Below are 14,719 nucleotides of genomic sequence, written 5' to 3'. Positions count from 1 at the left end.
ATTTTTATTTTTTTAGTTTATTGGTTTTTTAGTGCTTTGAATTTTGGTGGATAGTTAGTTGCTATCGTAAATCAAAGCAATAAGCTCATACAAAAATACTTAGATATGGTTTCTGTATTCTCACGTACTTCATGTATGAGGTGAGCGAATTATAGACCTGTTTTTTGTTTTGTCAATTAAAATTTACATCATGTGAGAGCTTGAATTAATACTACTTTTATTTGATAATGTTAGTTAGCTAATGAATACCATAAATATAGGGGTTGAAATGTCTAATATAAATGAAGTTGGTAAGATTTATGAGCGTCCTTGGGGCACTTATCAAACAATAAATTTTACAGATAAAAGTCAAACTAAAATAATCACTGTAAAGCCTAAAGGACAGCTTTCACTACAAAAGCACTTTAAAAGAGCGGAGCATTGGGTCGTTGTGACAGGTAAGCCTACTATAACAGTCGATAAAAGCGTAAGAGAGTATGGTGTTGGAGAACATGTTTTTATTCCTAAAGAAGCAGTTCATAGGTTAGAAAATTTCACAGATAGTGATATTCAAATAATCGAGGTACAAGTGGGTGACTACCTTGGTGAAGATGATATTGTTCGTTTAGAAGATATCTATAAACGTGATTAATTCTTAAAAATTGTTCTAAAAAGTTTACCTATCATCTCCCTATCATCTAAAATACTCTTATAAAGATTTTTGAATAGTTGGAGAAATAATGTCTATAAAATCAAAAGCAGCCGTTGCATATAAAGCTGGAGCACCTCTGTCTGTTGAAATAGTAAATGTTGCGTTACCAAAAGATGATGAAGTTTTAGTAGAAATAAAAGCTACTGGAATTTGCCATACTGATGCTTTTACATTATCTGGAGCAGATCCAGAAGGGCTTTTTCCTGCTATATTAGGACATGAAGGTGCTGGTGAGGTTGTAGCAGTTGGTAAAAATGTAACCTCTGTTAAACCCGGCGACCATGTCATTGCACTTTATACGCCAGAATGCAGGGAATGTAATTTTTGTCTAAATCCAAAAACTAACTTGTGTCAATCAATAAGAGAAACTCAAGGTAAGGGTCTAATGCCCGACGGTAGCTCTCGATTTACAACACAAGACGGTAGAGAGATTTTCCATTATATGGGTTGCTCAACTTTTTCAAACTATACTGTCTTACCTGAGATAGCGGTTGCTAAAATTCGTAAGGATGCACCATTGGATAAGGTTTGTTATATTGGTTGTGGTGTGACAACTGGAGTTGGTGCAGTTGTTAAGACGGCTAATGTTGAAGCTGGTGCAAGCGTTGTTGTATTTGGTCTAGGTGGGATTGGATTGAATGTGATTCAAGGAGCTAAACTGGTTGGAGCAGGGCAAATTGTTGGTGTAGATATTAATAATGATAAAAAAGAATTGGCTGAAAAATATGGTATGACAGACTTTGTTAATCCAAATGAGATTGATGAAGATTTGGTGCAACACCTTATTAGATTGACTGGTGGTGGTGCTGATTATAGTTTTGAGTGTATTGGTAACACTGAAGTAATGCGCCAAGCTCTTGAATGTGCTCACAAAGGCTGGGGTGAAAGTATAATTATAGGTGTTGCTGGATCTGGACAAGAGATTTCTACTCGACCATTCCAGCTTGTGACAGGCCGTACTTGGAAAGGCTCAGCTTTTGGTGGTATGCGTGGTAGAACAGATGTACCAATGATTGTTGACTGGTATATGGATGGTCGTATTGATATTGATAACCTCATTACTTCAAATATTAAGATAGAAGATATTAATAAAGGTTTTGAAGAAATGCATAATAATATAAGAACAGTAGTTACTTTTTAGATTATTTATATATTTAGTTGCTTTGACCAATCTCGCAAATGCTAGAATTTCTTGGCTTATCAGTAAGTTAATTGCTCAGGTACTACTTTAGGTATAGTAGGCTATATTTATAAGTTAGAGAAATATTTAGGTTAATTCATTATCAATATTGATAATGAATTTATTAAGTAAGGAATTATAGGATAAGAAGAATTTAGAGAATAAATTATTTATTGTTATAAACTTTAATAGCTTTGTCTAGAAGTTCTAGAGCTCTTTTAAGAGCCTTTTCTTCTAAGATGTATGCAATTCTTATTTCGTCTTTACCAAGACCTTTAGTCGCATAGAAATCTGCAGCAGGAGAGACCATAACAGTCTCTTTATTATCATCAAAGTCTGTTAATAACCATAATGCAAACTTCTCAGCGTCATCAATAGGTAGTTTTGCAATTACATAAAAAGCACCTGTAGGCTTTTCACAAACTACATTATCCATTTTTGAAAGAGCTTCAAAAGTGATGTCTCTTCTTTTTTGGTATTCTGTGTTTACTTCTTTTAAGTAATCTTCTGATACTTCATAAAGAGCAGCTGAACCTATTTGTTCAAGAGTTGGTACGCATAGTCTAGTTTGGCACAGTTTTGTAACTTCTTTGATGAAGTCTTTGTTTTTTGTACAAAGAGAGCCGATTCTAGCACCACAGGCGCTATATCTCTTAGATACAGAGTCAACGATGATTACGCGATCTTCAACACCTTTGATATTGCCAAAAGATGTACAAGTAAGACCATCATAAGTGAACTCTCTATAAACTTCGTCACTTATTATAAATAAGTCTTTTTCTTTAGCTACTTCTGCTAGTGTTTCTAACTCTTCTTTGGAGTATACAACACCAGTAGGGTTGCCAGGGTTAGAGATCATAATAGCACGAGTTTTGTCAGTTACACATGCAAGTATTTCTTCTTTTGAAGGTAAATGAAAGCCTTCCTCAGCTTTTGTAGTGATTGGCTTAATTGCCACGTCAACAGCAGTTGTAAAACCGTTATAGTTTGTATAAAAAGGTTCTGGTACAAGTATTTCATCACCAGCGTTACAAATTGCAATAGCAGCAAATATCAGAGCCTCTGAACCACCGTTTGTGATAAGGATTTCATCTTCAGTGAAGTCCATGTCAAATCTTTTGTAGTATTTTGATATAGCCTTGATTAAGCTAGGCTCGCCGTTAGCTACTGAGTATGCGATAGTCTCTTCATCAAAAGCTCTGATAGCATCCATAAACTCACTAGGAGTTTTGATATCAGGTTGGCCTATATTTAGGTGATAAACCTTTTTGCCTTGCTTTTGAGCGGCTATAGAATATGGCACTAACTTACGTACAGGAGAGGCTTGCATAGCCTTAACTCTTCTTGATAATTGCATTTAGTAAATCCTTTTTGTTTGATATTGGTTTAAGATATACAAGTTGATTATAATATATTTTCAAAGCTTAAAAAATTATAAATTAGTAAAAATAAGCTAATTATTCAACCTTTTTACTTATTGTTGATTTTACATCAAGTTTAACTTGTTTACCGGAACTATTTGTTGCTTTGATTTCATAAGCGCCGTCATCATACTCTATTTTTGATATTCCATGATATCCTTCACTTTCTAATCTTTTGAGTATACTTATCAATGTATTAATACTATTTCGATATTAAATGTTTAAATATAGTCTTGCAAGTGGTTTGATATTAATCGATTTAGAATTCTTACAAAAGCATATATAATAATTAAGTTACAATATTTCGAGTGATATTAGTATGCTACAACATCTGGCTATTAAAAATTTTGCGATCATAAAATCTACAGAAATTGACTTTAGAGAAGGTATGACTGTCCTGACTGGAGAAACAGGGGCTGGTAAGTCAATTTTGCTTGATGCTTTGAGCTTTGTGCTTGGTGCAAGGTTAGAAAAAACTTTTTTACAAGATGGTAATGTAACCGAAGTTTCGGCAACATTCTGTATCAAAGATAATAAAAAGGCAAAAAAACTTTTAGATGAGCTTTTTATTGATTATGAGAATGATGAGTGTACATTTCGGCGAGTAGTTAATAAATCTAAACAAAGTCGCTTATTTATAAATGGTAGTGTTGCCAAATCTACTGATGTCAAAAAAATCTCAGATAAGCTTATAAACATTTATAGTCAAAACTCTCATCAGGATTTGCTTGATCCCAAGTCACAACTAAGTTTGCTGGATAGTTTCGCAAATAATGATGATATATTGAGAAAAGTTTCAACGGTGTTTTATCAACTGCAAAAAGTAAATTCTGAGATATCAGAACTTCAGGAGTATGTTGATGGACAAAATAGCCAAAGAGAGTTATTGGAGTATAAGCTTGATGAGCTTGTAGCTCTAGAGCTTGAAGAAAATGAGTTCGAAGAGTTATCTAAGCATCAAAAGAATCTCTCGAGTGTTGATGATATTGGCTATAGTCTTAATCATATCTCTAATTTGATGTATGATTCAGATACTAATATTATAGCAATGCTAACAGAACTTGAAAAAGAAGTGTTAAAGTTAGATGAAACATCTTTCAAAAGTCTTCAGGAGCTGATTTCTCAAACTAAGGTGTATGCTCAAGAAAGTTATGATGAAGCACAAAATAGACTAGAATCCTTGGAGCAAGATCCAGAAGCACTATCAAGAGTCGAGCAGAGAATGGGTGAGATATATGATTTTGCACGTAAACATAAAGTTGAGCCAAACTATATGTATCAGTATATCCAAGAGCTTCATGGTGAGTTAGAGAGTTTTAGTCAAGACGGTGAAAGGTTGGCTCAACTAAATGAACAAAAGCAAAAGCTTGAGCAAGAATATGATAGCTATGCACAAGAGCTAAGCCAAGCACGCCAAGCCACAGCAAAAGAATTTTCTAAGCAAGTTGAGAAAAATATTCGCTCCCTAAATATACCGAAAGGTAGCTTTGTTGCGCAGATTCTATCATCTCAGAATAAGACATCTAAAGGTATAGATGAGTGTCAATTTATGATTAACTTTAATCTAGGTGAACAGCTTGCACCAGTTAGAAAAGTTGCTTCGGGTGGGGAGCTAAGTAGAATAGGGTTATCAATACAAGCAGTATCGGCTGCTAAGAGATCTTATCCAACTTTAGTATTTGATGAGGTTGATGTCGGTATATCAGGAGCTACGGCAGAGATTGTTGGTAAGTTACTAAAGAAGCTCTCAGAGAGACTGCAGGTGTTGTGTATAACACACCAGCCACAGGTAGCAGCTCAAGGTCATACACATTTGCATGTTACCAAGAAATATCTCAAAGATACTACAGAATCAAAAATTATCGAGCTAAATCAGCAACAGCGTATTGAAGAAATAGCTAAAATAGTAGGGGGAGTAGATATTTCAGAAAATACTCTATCACATGCTAGAGAGCTTTTGGGTTTATGATTGCCACCGGTCTTATTTTGATCTTTTGGATTATCTTTACAAAACAAGCAGACATTCCCAATTAGGTGTGAATCTTTGGGTTTTATTTACCCCATTTTTTATTGATGTTTGCACCACCACTTTTTTAGATTTATATAAACAGGTATATACATGATTTGTAGCAATGTTATATTTGAGTTATTAGAACATAGATACAAAGTGCAGTATAATTAGGGTTAGTAGTATTAAAATTTTAACTTCTAATTTGATTATACTGCCAAGAGCTATATTTATCAGAAGTTTGAGTAAAAGCACTTGGAGATATGTTTTCAGCTTGGTTAGTATCTAGTCTTTCAACATTTACTGAATTATTGACACTAGATTGCAATGAATCCATGGCACTATTATATTGCTCATAAGAGCCATTATAGTCACTATCGAACCCTTGACTTTCAATGCCATTAATTGAACTAGATACGTTTCTTTGTTCATTTTGAAGCTCTAAAGATCTTGCATTTGCATCTTGCCTATTTGTGTCATATATGTCTCTTTGTTGGTTGAAGTATTCAGCAGCTTCTGTAGCATTGTTATAGTTGCTACCTGCTTGGCTAGACATAGTCGCTTGTGTACTATCAATTCTACCTTGGTAGTAGTCGACACTATTTTGCCAAGATGTTGTATCAACACCATCTGCAGCATTATCAATTAGTCCTTGATAGTAGTCTAAATTAGACTGATTACTTTGTATGTTTTGATATTTTTGGTAATCACTGAAAGCAGTATCTGCATTGCTTTCAGCTGAGCTCATAGCACTTATAAGGTCATTGTATTGACTATCTTGTACTAAGGCTTCTGTTGTTCTATTTTGCCATGCTGTGACAGCGTTGCTATGAGCATTCATTAAGGCACTATCAAAATTTGCTCTTTGCGATTTATATGCTTCATAATCACTATCTTGATTTTCACTAGATGCATTGCAACCGCTTGGTAAGATACTACTGCTAGGAGCCACATAGGAACCACTATTGTTATAAAATTCAAAATTAAGCCCAAAATAGCCATCATTAATACTAGACTCTTCTTCAACTATAGATACTGAACAAGTCCATTTAAAAGTATTGTTTTCAATACTCGGTGAAAGAGCTATCTGATAGGTTTTTCCATTGATATTGCTTACACCTACGATTCTACCATTATGCCCAACTATATCACTCATAACATTGGCATTTTCATTACCAATGTCAGTATAATCTGTGATATCAAAACTTTGTAACTGCTGTTCAGTTGATACGCCATGGCTGATAAAAAAATCTTGAACATCTTTTTTATAATTATCTAAATTAGCAAGCGCTTCTGTAAGCTTAGCTCTAGTTACATAAATTGAATATGCTGGTATTGCTACAGCTGCTAAGATTGCGATAATTGCGATTACAACCATCAACTCAACCAATGAGAATCCTTTTTTGATATTATGGCTTGTCACGGTGATTAGATTAATAAAAAATTAATTTAATTATATATTATAAAAGTATAAATTCAATTGCATAATTTATATCAATATGCCAAATTTGAAATTATGAGATCGTTTGGTATCAATTTGTACCTGAGAGATATTTTGAAATAATACAGAATCAAAAATTATCGAACTAAATCAGCAACAGCGTATTGAAGAAATAGCTAAGATAGTAGGGGGAGTAGATATCTCAGAAAATACTCTATCATATGCTAGAGAGCTTTTGGGGCTAATAAAATAAATTAAAAAACACTATCTATTTTATTGTGGGCACAATGGTGTTGGTAGCTGGTTAGCTTGGAAGCCTAAGCTAGTGCATTCCCAAGTCATAGACTGGGCAGCAGTGTTGTAATATGGTGTAAGGGTAATGCTACCGCTGACAGGGGCTGTGAAGTCAATGATTATAGAGCTACTTGAAACAGAGGTTGTGTAGCTTAGAGAAGATGTCGATTCTGATGGAAGCGTTTTGCTATTAAAACTAGCATTAGCACCGCTGCCAGTAGAGTTGATGTTAGTCATATCTCCAGAATGCATTACTATTTCGGCTATATCCATTTTGGTTGAGCCTATGGCTGTTACAGCAGCCCCAACTTTTGAACGAATTACATAGTTTGAATATATTGGAAAAGCTACTGCAGCCAAGATTGCAATAATTGCAATCACAACCATCAGCTCAACCAAGGAAAATCCTTTTTGAAATTTAAGCATATTGTACAAAAATAGTTAGTCATTACATCAAGTATAAACTAAATATTTTTCTTTGTAGAGATAAACCAAATAAATTAATTGGATAAGGTGAAAGAATAAAGTATAAAGAAGAATATAAGAGAGAAATTATGCACCTTCACAAGGGCTTGGTAATAAAGCTTGCTCAATCTGTGCTTGTGCAGTTGTACCACCTAGTTCAGGAGAATTCGCATTAACCGCAGAACCACTTGCAGATATTGCAGCAGTTGTTGAGATACAGTTCCAAGTTACAGAACCACCGTTATCATTCGGAGAAAGTATAACACTTCCTGATACTGGACTTGTAAATGTAAGTGTAATATCACCAGCAGCGTTAACACCAGTACCATAAGCCATTCCACTCTTACTTTCACCAACATAAGTAAGGTTTGAATCACCACTAACACCGTTTGCTAAGTTCTCAGCTACTTGAGCTTTAAGACCACCAACTGATGCTAATGCAGTACCGATCTTAGCACGAGTAGTGTAGTTAGAGTACATAGGGATAGCAACTGCTGCCAAGATTGCGATAATTGCGATCACAACCATTAACTCAACAAGTGAGAAACCTTTTTGGATTTTTCTTTTCATAACTTATTTTCCTTTTAGTTTTTGTTTAAATTTTAACAACCCAGCAAATTAAACCTAATTAACTGTAAGCTACATTATATTCTCTAGATTATATTATGCAAGTATTTTCATTATTATTGCATTAATTTAATATTCCAAAATTTAATTTTAACTAAACTAATGATTTTCATTATCACTTAACAGCAATTGTCGTAATATTTAACTTGATAGTCTAGGTTTTATACAGCAATATACGATTTATTTATAACCTAACAAAATATGTTAGCGATATGATATTCTGCTATAATTAAAAGTTCTAATAAATATTGATTGTTGAGCTCTTATGCTTAAAGATGTACTAAAAACTAATTTCCAAAGTTTAAAAGAAACTTTCAAAAGACCGAAACAACATAACTATCAGCTACCTAATTATTTACAGCTCAGATACTTATTTGTACCTATATTAATCTTAGTGGTCTTTGCATTCTACAACTTGGATACTCCTGTTGAAAATTATATTAAGCATTCTATGCCAAAGGCTATTGACACCGCTTTTAGGCATATTACTGATGTAGGTAAGGCTGAATATATCTTGATAATATGTGGTCTGATAGTTTTAGTAAGACTATTTACCAATATTGATAAGCTTTCTGAAAGTGTCAAAGCTTCTTTTAATAAGATTTGTGTTTATTCAGGGTTTATTTTAGCAACTGTGGCGATTAGCGGTATTGTGGGGCAAGTGCTTAAAGTTATAATTGGTAGAGCTAGGCCAGAATTTTTCTTGGAGTATGGGTCACACTATTTCCAGCACTTTCATGCACCAGGTTATGATTTTGCGAGTATGCCTTCGGGGCATTCAATCACTGTTGGGGCTATGTTTATAGCGTTTTTTTATATTTTTCCAAAATTTAGATATTTATGGTACGTGCTTATAATTGTGTTTGCAGGTAGTAGAATTATAGTTGGCTCTCATTACCCAAGTGATGTGATTTTTGGAGTGGCTTTAGGCTGTTACTGTACTGCATATATATACTACTGGATGTTAAATAGAGATCTATTTCCCAACAAATTGTGATAGCTGATTTTGGTTAACTATATGTTAATTTAAGTTTATAAAAAGATTTCTAAAAAAGCTCCAAAGATTCTGATAAATTTGGTATCATATTGCATATCATTTTTATTCATTAAGCTAAGTAATCAAAAAATGACTTTAATCGATGGCAAAAAGCTTTCTATAGATCTAAAAGAGAGATTAGCAGAGCAACTTCAAGAGTATAAAGATCAAACAGGTATAGTTCCCAAATTAGTCGCAATAATAGTAGGTGATGATCCTGCAAGTAAGACTTATGTGGGCTCAAAAGAAAAGGCTTGTAAAAAAGTTGGAATAAATTCAGAAGTTATAACACTTCCTGATGCGACAACTGAGCAAGAGTTGCTTGAGCTTATAGACAAGCTCAACAATGACTCTAGCGTGCATGCAATTTTGGTACAGCTTCCGCTACCAACTCATATTAATAAGCAAAAAGTTATTTATGCAATCAAACCAGAAAAAGATGTTGATGGTTTTCATCCGACAAATGTTGGTAGGTTGCAACTTAGAGATAAGAAATGCCTAGAATCTTGTACACCCAAGGGAATCTTAACTATGCTCAAAGAATATGGCATACAGACAGAGGGAGCTCATGCTGTTGTTGTAGGGGCTAGTAATATTGTTGGTAAACCAGTTTCTCAATTATTATTAAATGCTAAGGCAACAGTTACAACATGTCATAGATTTACTCAAGATCTTAAATCTCATACTACTAAAGCTGATATACTAGTAGTAGCTGTAGGTAAACCAAACTTTATCACAGCAGATATGGTCAAAGATGGTGCTGTGGTCATAGATGTTGGTATTAACCACATTGATGGTAAAATAGTTGGTGATGTTGATTTTAAAGCAGTGAAAGATAAAGTTGCGGCAATCACTCCAGTACCAGGTGGTGTTGGTCCTATGACTATTACAGAACTTCTTTATAACACTTTTCAATGTGCTCAGGAATTAAACAGGTAGTATCTAGCAAAGATTTGGAGTTGTTAAGAGATTTTTATAGTAAAACTTAGTATAACCAGTTCATTAAAAAAGGAAGAAAAATGGCAGGCTTAAAATATGAAGATGCTGGTGTAAATATCGAAGCTGGGAATCAGGCTGTAGATAGAATGAAAAATCATGTGAAAAAAACATTCACAAAAGATGTCTTAACTGGTTTAGGAAGTTTTGGATCACTTTACTCACTAAAGAGTGTCATAAATAACTATGATGATCCAGTGCTAGTCCAATCAATTGATGGGGTTGGTACAAAAACAAAAGTTGCTGTTATGTGTGGCAAGTTTGAGAATCTTGGTTATGATCTTTTCTCAGCAGCGACAAATGATATTGTTGTAATGGGCGCTAAACCAATCACTTTTTTAGATTATGTTGCTCACGATAAGCTTGATCCTGTTATTATGGAAGAGCTTGTCAAAGGTATGTCAAAAGCATGTGCTGAATGTGGAGTATCTCTGGTAGGTGGTGAAACTGCTGAGATGCCAGGGGTGTATCAATCGGGTGAGATTGACATGGTAGGTGTCGTCACAGGTATCGTTGATAAGAATAAAGTCATCAATGGCGAGAATATCAAAGAAGGCGATGTGGTATTTGGTCTTAGTTCATCAGGTCTGCATACGAATGGATATTCATTCGCGCGTAAATTATTCTTTGATGTCGCTGGTAACAAACATACTGATACATATCCAGAGCTAGATGGCAAAACTATTGGCGATGTATTGTTAGAGCCGCATATTAATTATACTAATATTATCCATGATTTCTTAGATAATGGTGTTGATATCAAAGGTATTGCACATATTACAGGTGGTGGTTTTATAGAGAATATTCCAAGAGTGCTACCACAAGGATTAGGTGCTGAGATTGTTAAAGATAGCTTTGAAACTCCTGCTATCTTTAGAGTTATGCAAAGAATTGGCGATATTAGTGAGTTTGAAATGTATCGCTCATTTAATATGGGTATAGGTATGACTATAGTAGCTAGCCAAGATCAATTTGATAAGATGAAAGAGTTAGCCAGAAAGCATACAAATACCAAACTATATCAAATAGGTAAGATTACAAATACAGGCAAGGTGGAAATTATCTAATGATTGATAAACAAATCATCATCAATAATATACAAAATGTTTTAAAATCAACTGATCTTAATATCAAAGATAAATACACTGGTAAAGTTAGAGATATGTACTTTACTGATGATAAAAGTATTTTGATATCAACTGATAGACAGTCAGCTTTTGATAGGTCGTTAGGGTTTATTCCATTTAAGGGTCAGATTCTTGCTCAATCATCAGTTTGGTGGTTCAAAGAAACTGCTCATATTGTCAAAAATCATTTTATAGCTTCTCCAGATGCAAATGTCGTAATAGCAAGAAAGGCAAAGGTGTTGCCAATTGAGTTTGTAGTCAGAGGCTATATAACTGGCTCAACTTCGACATCATTGTGGACTCACTACAAAAATGGTAGTCGTGATTATTGTGGCAATATTCTCCCAGAGGGTTTGAAAAAGAATCAAAAGCTACCTCAAAATATCCTAACTCCAACGACAAAAGAGCAAGACCATGATAGACCGATTTCTGCCGAAGATATCGTCAAGGAGGGATGGTTAACTCAAGAGCAATGGGATTATGCTTCACAAAAAGCTTTAGAGTTATTTGAATTTGGTCAGCAAAAAGCCCTAGAACATGGTTTGATATTAGCAGATACAAAGTATGAGTTTGGAGTTGATGAAAAGACTGGCGAAATTATTCTGATAGATGAAATTCATACACCTGATAGCTCAAGATTTTGGCTAAAAAATAGCTATGCTGAGAGATTTAAAAATGGTCAAGAACCAGAAAATATTGACAAAGAATTTTTTAGATTATGGTTTGCAAAAAACTGTGATCCATACAATGATGATATCTTACCTCAAGCACCACAGGAGTTAGTGGTAGAGCTGTCTCAAAAATATATAACTCTCTTTGAGATGATAACTGGGCAGAAGTTTGAAGTGCCAGAGGATATAGAAAATATTAATTATAGAATTGCAAAAAATGTTACAGATTATTTAAATACGGAGAGTCAAGTGAATATTCTTCTAGTGGGTTCAGGAAGTAGAGAGCATGCAATAGCTGAAGCAGTTAAAAGAAGTGCTATTAAGAATCAGCTTTTTTGTATAAGTACAGCGGTAAATCCTGGTATTGATAGAATAGCTCAAGGATATAGAGTTGGTGATATTTGTAACTGTGAGGCAGTTCTTGAGTATGCAAAAGCAGAGAGTATTGATATAGCTATTATTGGTCCAGAGGCGCCACTTGAAGTGGGTCTTGCCGATATTCTTAAAGCAAATGGTATAGGTGTAGTTGGCCCAACTAAGAAACTTGCTCAACTTGAAACATCAAAAGGTTTTACAAGAGACCTAATCCGTGACTATGATATAGGAGCAAACCCTTTCTTTAGGAAGTTCTCAACTATGGATGGTGTGGAAGAGACTCTCAAGGAGTATAGAAATCAGTTCGTCATAAAAGCAGATGGTTTGATGGGTGGTAAAGGAGTTCTTGTATGGGGAGATCATTTACATACAATGAGTGATGCTCTTAAACATTGTCAGTCATTGATAGATTCAGGCAAGGAATTTGTGATTGAAGAGAAGCTTGTCGGTCAAGAGTTCTCTTTGATATCTTTCACTGATGGTGAGCATTTTATTCATATGCCAGCTGTACAAGATCACAAACGTGCACATGAAGGTGATAAAGGTCCAAATACAGGTGGTATGGGTACTTACTCAGATGCTAATCATAGCTTACCATTTTTATCAGATTCTGATATAGCTAGAGCAAAAGAGATAAATGAGAAAGTTGCAAAAGCATTAGCTGATAAATTCGGCGAACCTTATCAAGGTATCTTATATGGTGGTTTTATGGCTACCAAAGATGATACAAAAGTTATTGAGTATAATGCTCGTTTTGGGGATCCTGAGGCTATGAACTTACTGACTTTACTAGAAACAGATTTTGTTGAGATAGTACAAGCAATAACTAATGGTACTCTTGATAAGATACAAGCTGAATTTAAAAATAAAGCAAGTGTATGTAAATATTTAGTACCATTAGGGTATCCAAATCAGTCAGTCAAAAACTTTGAGATAGATATATCAAAATGCCCTGATAATGTAGAAATTTTCTTAGGAGCTGTAGATTTTAGAGGTGGTAAACTAATTGGTACAGGTTCTAGAGCAATAGCAGTATTAGGCTTAGGTGATACGATAGCAGAAGCAGAACAAAAAGCAGAAAATGCTGTCAAAAATATTTATGGTAAGCTATTTCACCGTCCTGATATAGGTACCAAAGAGCTTATTAATAAGCGTATTAAGCATATGAATTTATTGCGTGGTAATAAGTATCAGGAGCTATAGAAGTGTCTAGGCTAAAACTTGTTGTATTGGGTTCTACACGTGGGACTAATATGCAGGCTATAATAGATGCTATAGCTGATAGGCAAATAGATGCTGATATAAGTTTGGTTATCTCTAATAAGCAAGATTCTTATATTTTACAAAGAGCAAAAGATCGAAATATAGCTAATAAATTCATAGCTTCAAAAGGTCTATCAAGAGAGGCTTATGATAAGCTTCTTGTCGAAGAAATCCAGAAATATAATCCAGATTTGATTTTACTAATTGGTTTTATGCGTATTTTAAGTCCAGTCTTTATAAAGGCTTTTGAGGGTAAAATTCTAAATATTCATCCATCACTATTACCAAAGCATGCAGGATTAATGGATTTGGCAGTGCATCAATCAGTTATTGACGCTGGAGATAGTGTATCTGGATGTACTATCCATCAAGTAAGTGAAGAGGTTGATGGTGGTGATATAGTTTTGCAGTTGAAATGTGATGTAAGAAAAGATGATATTGCTGAAAGCTTAAAAGAAAAAGTACAAGCTCTCGAGAGTAAAGCTTGGATAGAGGTTATTAAGAATTGGAAGCAAATAATTCAGTAGTGTCATTCTACGACTTGATCGTAGAATCTAAGTAAGGTGTTGAGCATCATTATAAATGGATCCTATGGTCAAGCCATAAGATGACATATAAGGGAGAAAAAGAGATGAGTATAGATGTTGGTGTAATCATGGGCTCTAAATCTGATTGGAGCACAATGAAAGAGTGTTGTGATATTTTAGAGAATCTAGGCATTAGCTATGAATGTGAGGTTGTTTCAGCTCATAGAACCCCTGACAAAATGTTCGGTTATGCTGAGACAGCCAAGTCTAGAGGCCTAAAAGTCATAATTGCAGGTGCTGGCGGTGCAGCCCATCTACCTGGTATGGTTGCTGCAAAAACAGACCTGCCAGTCTTAGGCGTACCTGTGAAGTCTAGCACATTAAGTGGCAAAGATAGTTTATTATCTATTGTACAAATGCCAGCGGGTATTCCGGTTGCTACTTTTGCAATTGGTGTGGCAGGGGCTAAAAATGCCGCTCTTTTTGCTGCAAGTATTTTGCAACTTGTAGATTCTAAAGTAGGTCAAGCTCTTGCTAAGTTTAGAGCAGATCAAACTCAATCAGTACTAGATAATCCTAATCCGAGGGAACAGTAAT

General features: G+C 34.6%; 14 protein-coding genes. 9 read left to right on the top strand and 5 right to left on the bottom strand.

Annotated elements, in window-relative coordinates; genetic code table 11:
• Window positions 1-268 precede the first annotated feature (268 nt).
• Together F3D57_RS04060 and F3D57_RS04055 are read left to right on the top strand one after the other, a co-directional pair.
• Entirely contained in the window at window positions 269-631 is a 363-nt protein-coding gene (locus F3D57_RS04060) for a phosphomannose isomerase type II C-terminal cupin domain (RefSeq protein ID WP_149367868.1), read from the top strand.
• A gap of 88 nt (window positions 632-719) precedes the next feature.
• Window positions 720-1,832, top strand: coding sequence for an S-(hydroxymethyl)glutathione dehydrogenase/class III alcohol dehydrogenase (locus tag F3D57_RS04055; RefSeq protein ID WP_013922200.1), 1,113 nt, complete (start codon window positions 720-722; stop codon window positions 1,830-1,832).
• A 205-nt stretch (window positions 1,833-2,037) separates the two neighbouring features.
• Here F3D57_RS04055 and F3D57_RS04050 read toward each other — a convergent pair whose 3' ends face one another.
• Both F3D57_RS04050 and F3D57_RS04045 read right to left on the bottom strand, forming a co-directional pair.
• Window positions 2,038-3,228, bottom strand: a complete 1,191-nt coding sequence (locus tag F3D57_RS04050) for a pyridoxal phosphate-dependent aminotransferase (protein WP_146421840.1) — start codon at window positions 3,226-3,228, stop codon at window positions 2,038-2,040.
• A 100-nt stretch (window positions 3,229-3,328) separates the two neighbouring features.
• Entirely contained in the window at window positions 3,329-3,484 is a 156-nt protein-coding gene (locus tag F3D57_RS04045; protein WP_191092348.1) for a PepSY domain-containing protein, read from the bottom strand.
• A 127-nt stretch (window positions 3,485-3,611) separates the two neighbouring features.
• On the opposite strand from F3D57_RS04045, the gene recN reads away from it, so the two are divergent.
• Window positions 3,612-5,261: a DNA repair protein RecN gene (gene recN / locus F3D57_RS04040; RefSeq protein ID WP_150465291.1), complete on the top strand. Its 1,650-nt coding sequence runs from the start codon at window positions 3,612-3,614 to the stop codon at window positions 5,259-5,261.
• 232 nt (window positions 5,262-5,493) lie between these two features.
• Here the strand turns inward: recN and F3D57_RS04035 are convergent, their stop codons facing one another.
• The 3 genes from F3D57_RS04035 to F3D57_RS04025 all read right to left on the bottom strand — a co-directional run bounded on the left by F3D57_RS04035 (window position 5,494) and on the right by F3D57_RS04025 (window position 8,070).
• Window positions 5,494-6,723: a prepilin-type N-terminal cleavage/methylation domain-containing protein gene (locus F3D57_RS04035; protein WP_150465290.1), complete on the bottom strand. Its 1,230-nt coding sequence runs from the start codon at window positions 6,721-6,723 to the stop codon at window positions 5,494-5,496.
• A gap of 291 nt (window positions 6,724-7,014) precedes the next feature.
• The gene (locus tag F3D57_RS04030; protein ID WP_150465289.1) at window positions 7,015-7,461 is read right to left on the bottom strand and encodes a prepilin-type N-terminal cleavage/methylation domain-containing protein; all 447 of its coding nucleotides are present in this window, start codon (window positions 7,459-7,461) and stop codon (window positions 7,015-7,017) included.
• 126 nt (window positions 7,462-7,587) lie between these two features.
• Window positions 7,588-8,070, bottom strand: coding sequence for a prepilin-type N-terminal cleavage/methylation domain-containing protein (locus F3D57_RS04025; protein ID WP_150465288.1), 483 nt, complete (start codon window positions 8,068-8,070; stop codon window positions 7,588-7,590).
• 322 nt (window positions 8,071-8,392) lie between these two features.
• On the opposite strand from F3D57_RS04025, the gene lpxE reads away from it, so the two are divergent.
• The 6 genes from lpxE (at window position 8,393) to purE (ending at window position 14,718) form a co-directional block, all read left to right on the top strand.
• A complete protein-coding gene (lpxE, locus tag F3D57_RS04020) occupies window positions 8,393-9,124 on the top strand; it encodes a lipid A 1-phosphatase LpxE (protein WP_150465287.1) in 732 nt (243 codons plus the stop codon).
• A 129-nt stretch (window positions 9,125-9,253) separates the two neighbouring features.
• On the top strand, window positions 9,254-10,102 hold the full coding sequence (gene folD / locus F3D57_RS04015) for a bifunctional methylenetetrahydrofolate dehydrogenase/methenyltetrahydrofolate cyclohydrolase FolD (protein ID WP_150465286.1): 849 nt from the start codon (window positions 9,254-9,256) through the stop codon (window positions 10,100-10,102).
• A gap of 80 nt (window positions 10,103-10,182) precedes the next feature.
• Window positions 10,183-11,226: a phosphoribosylformylglycinamidine cyclo-ligase gene (gene purM, locus F3D57_RS04010; protein WP_150463642.1), complete on the top strand. Its 1,044-nt coding sequence runs from the start codon at window positions 10,183-10,185 to the stop codon at window positions 11,224-11,226.
• Complete coding sequence (locus F3D57_RS04005; protein WP_150465285.1) at window positions 11,226-13,535, top strand: phosphoribosylaminoimidazolesuccinocarboxamide synthase; 2,310 nt, start codon at window positions 11,226-11,228, stop codon at window positions 13,533-13,535. Before purM ends, F3D57_RS04005 begins: the two co-directional genes overlap by 1 nt.
• Window positions 13,536-13,537: 2 nt before the next feature.
• The gene (gene purN, locus F3D57_RS04000) at window positions 13,538-14,122 is read left to right on the top strand and encodes a phosphoribosylglycinamide formyltransferase (RefSeq protein WP_150465284.1); all 585 of its coding nucleotides are present in this window, start codon (window positions 13,538-13,540) and stop codon (window positions 14,120-14,122) included.
• A 104-nt stretch (window positions 14,123-14,226) separates the two neighbouring features.
• Window positions 14,227-14,718, top strand: coding sequence for a 5-(carboxyamino)imidazole ribonucleotide mutase (purE, locus tag F3D57_RS03995; protein WP_150465283.1), 492 nt, complete (start codon window positions 14,227-14,229; stop codon window positions 14,716-14,718).
• Window position 14,719: the final 1 nt, after the last annotated feature.

The sequence above is a fragment of the Francisella sp. SYW-2 genome, from assembly GCF_008711475.1.
Lineage (GTDB): Bacteria > Pseudomonadota > Gammaproteobacteria > Francisellales > Francisellaceae > Francisella > Francisella salimarina.
The sequence above is the reverse complement of the archived record's forward strand: the minus strand, read 5'-3'. Positions and strand labels throughout refer to the sequence as shown.

Coding starts and splice junctions, on each gene's coding strand:
- F3D57_RS04005 (WP_150465285.1), top strand. CDS start 11,226: ATGATTGATAAACAAATCATCATCAATAATATACAAAATGTTTTAAAA.
- purM (WP_150463642.1), top strand. CDS start 10,183: ATGGCAGGCTTAAAATATGAAGATGCTGGTGTAAATATCGAAGCTGGG.
- F3D57_RS04030 (WP_150465289.1), bottom strand. CDS start 7,461: ATGCTTAAATTTCAAAAAGGATTTTCCTTGGTTGAGCTGATGGTTGTG.
- recN (WP_150465291.1), top strand. CDS start 3,612: ATGCTACAACATCTGGCTATTAAAAATTTTGCGATCATAAAATCTACA.
- F3D57_RS04060 (WP_149367868.1), top strand. CDS start 269: ATGTCTAATATAAATGAAGTTGGTAAGATTTATGAGCGTCCTTGGGGC.
- F3D57_RS04050 (WP_146421840.1), bottom strand. CDS start 3,228: ATGCAATTATCAAGAAGAGTTAAGGCTATGCAAGCCTCTCCTGTACGT.
- F3D57_RS04025 (WP_150465288.1), bottom strand. CDS start 8,070: ATGAAAAGAAAAATCCAAAAAGGTTTCTCACTTGTTGAGTTAATGGTT.
- folD (WP_150465286.1), top strand. CDS start 9,254: ATGACTTTAATCGATGGCAAAAAGCTTTCTATAGATCTAAAAGAGAGA.
- lpxE (WP_150465287.1), top strand. CDS start 8,393: ATGCTTAAAGATGTACTAAAAACTAATTTCCAAAGTTTAAAAGAAACT.
- F3D57_RS04055 (WP_013922200.1), top strand. CDS start 720: ATGTCTATAAAATCAAAAGCAGCCGTTGCATATAAAGCTGGAGCACCT.
- purE (WP_150465283.1), top strand. CDS start 14,227: ATGAGTATAGATGTTGGTGTAATCATGGGCTCTAAATCTGATTGGAGC.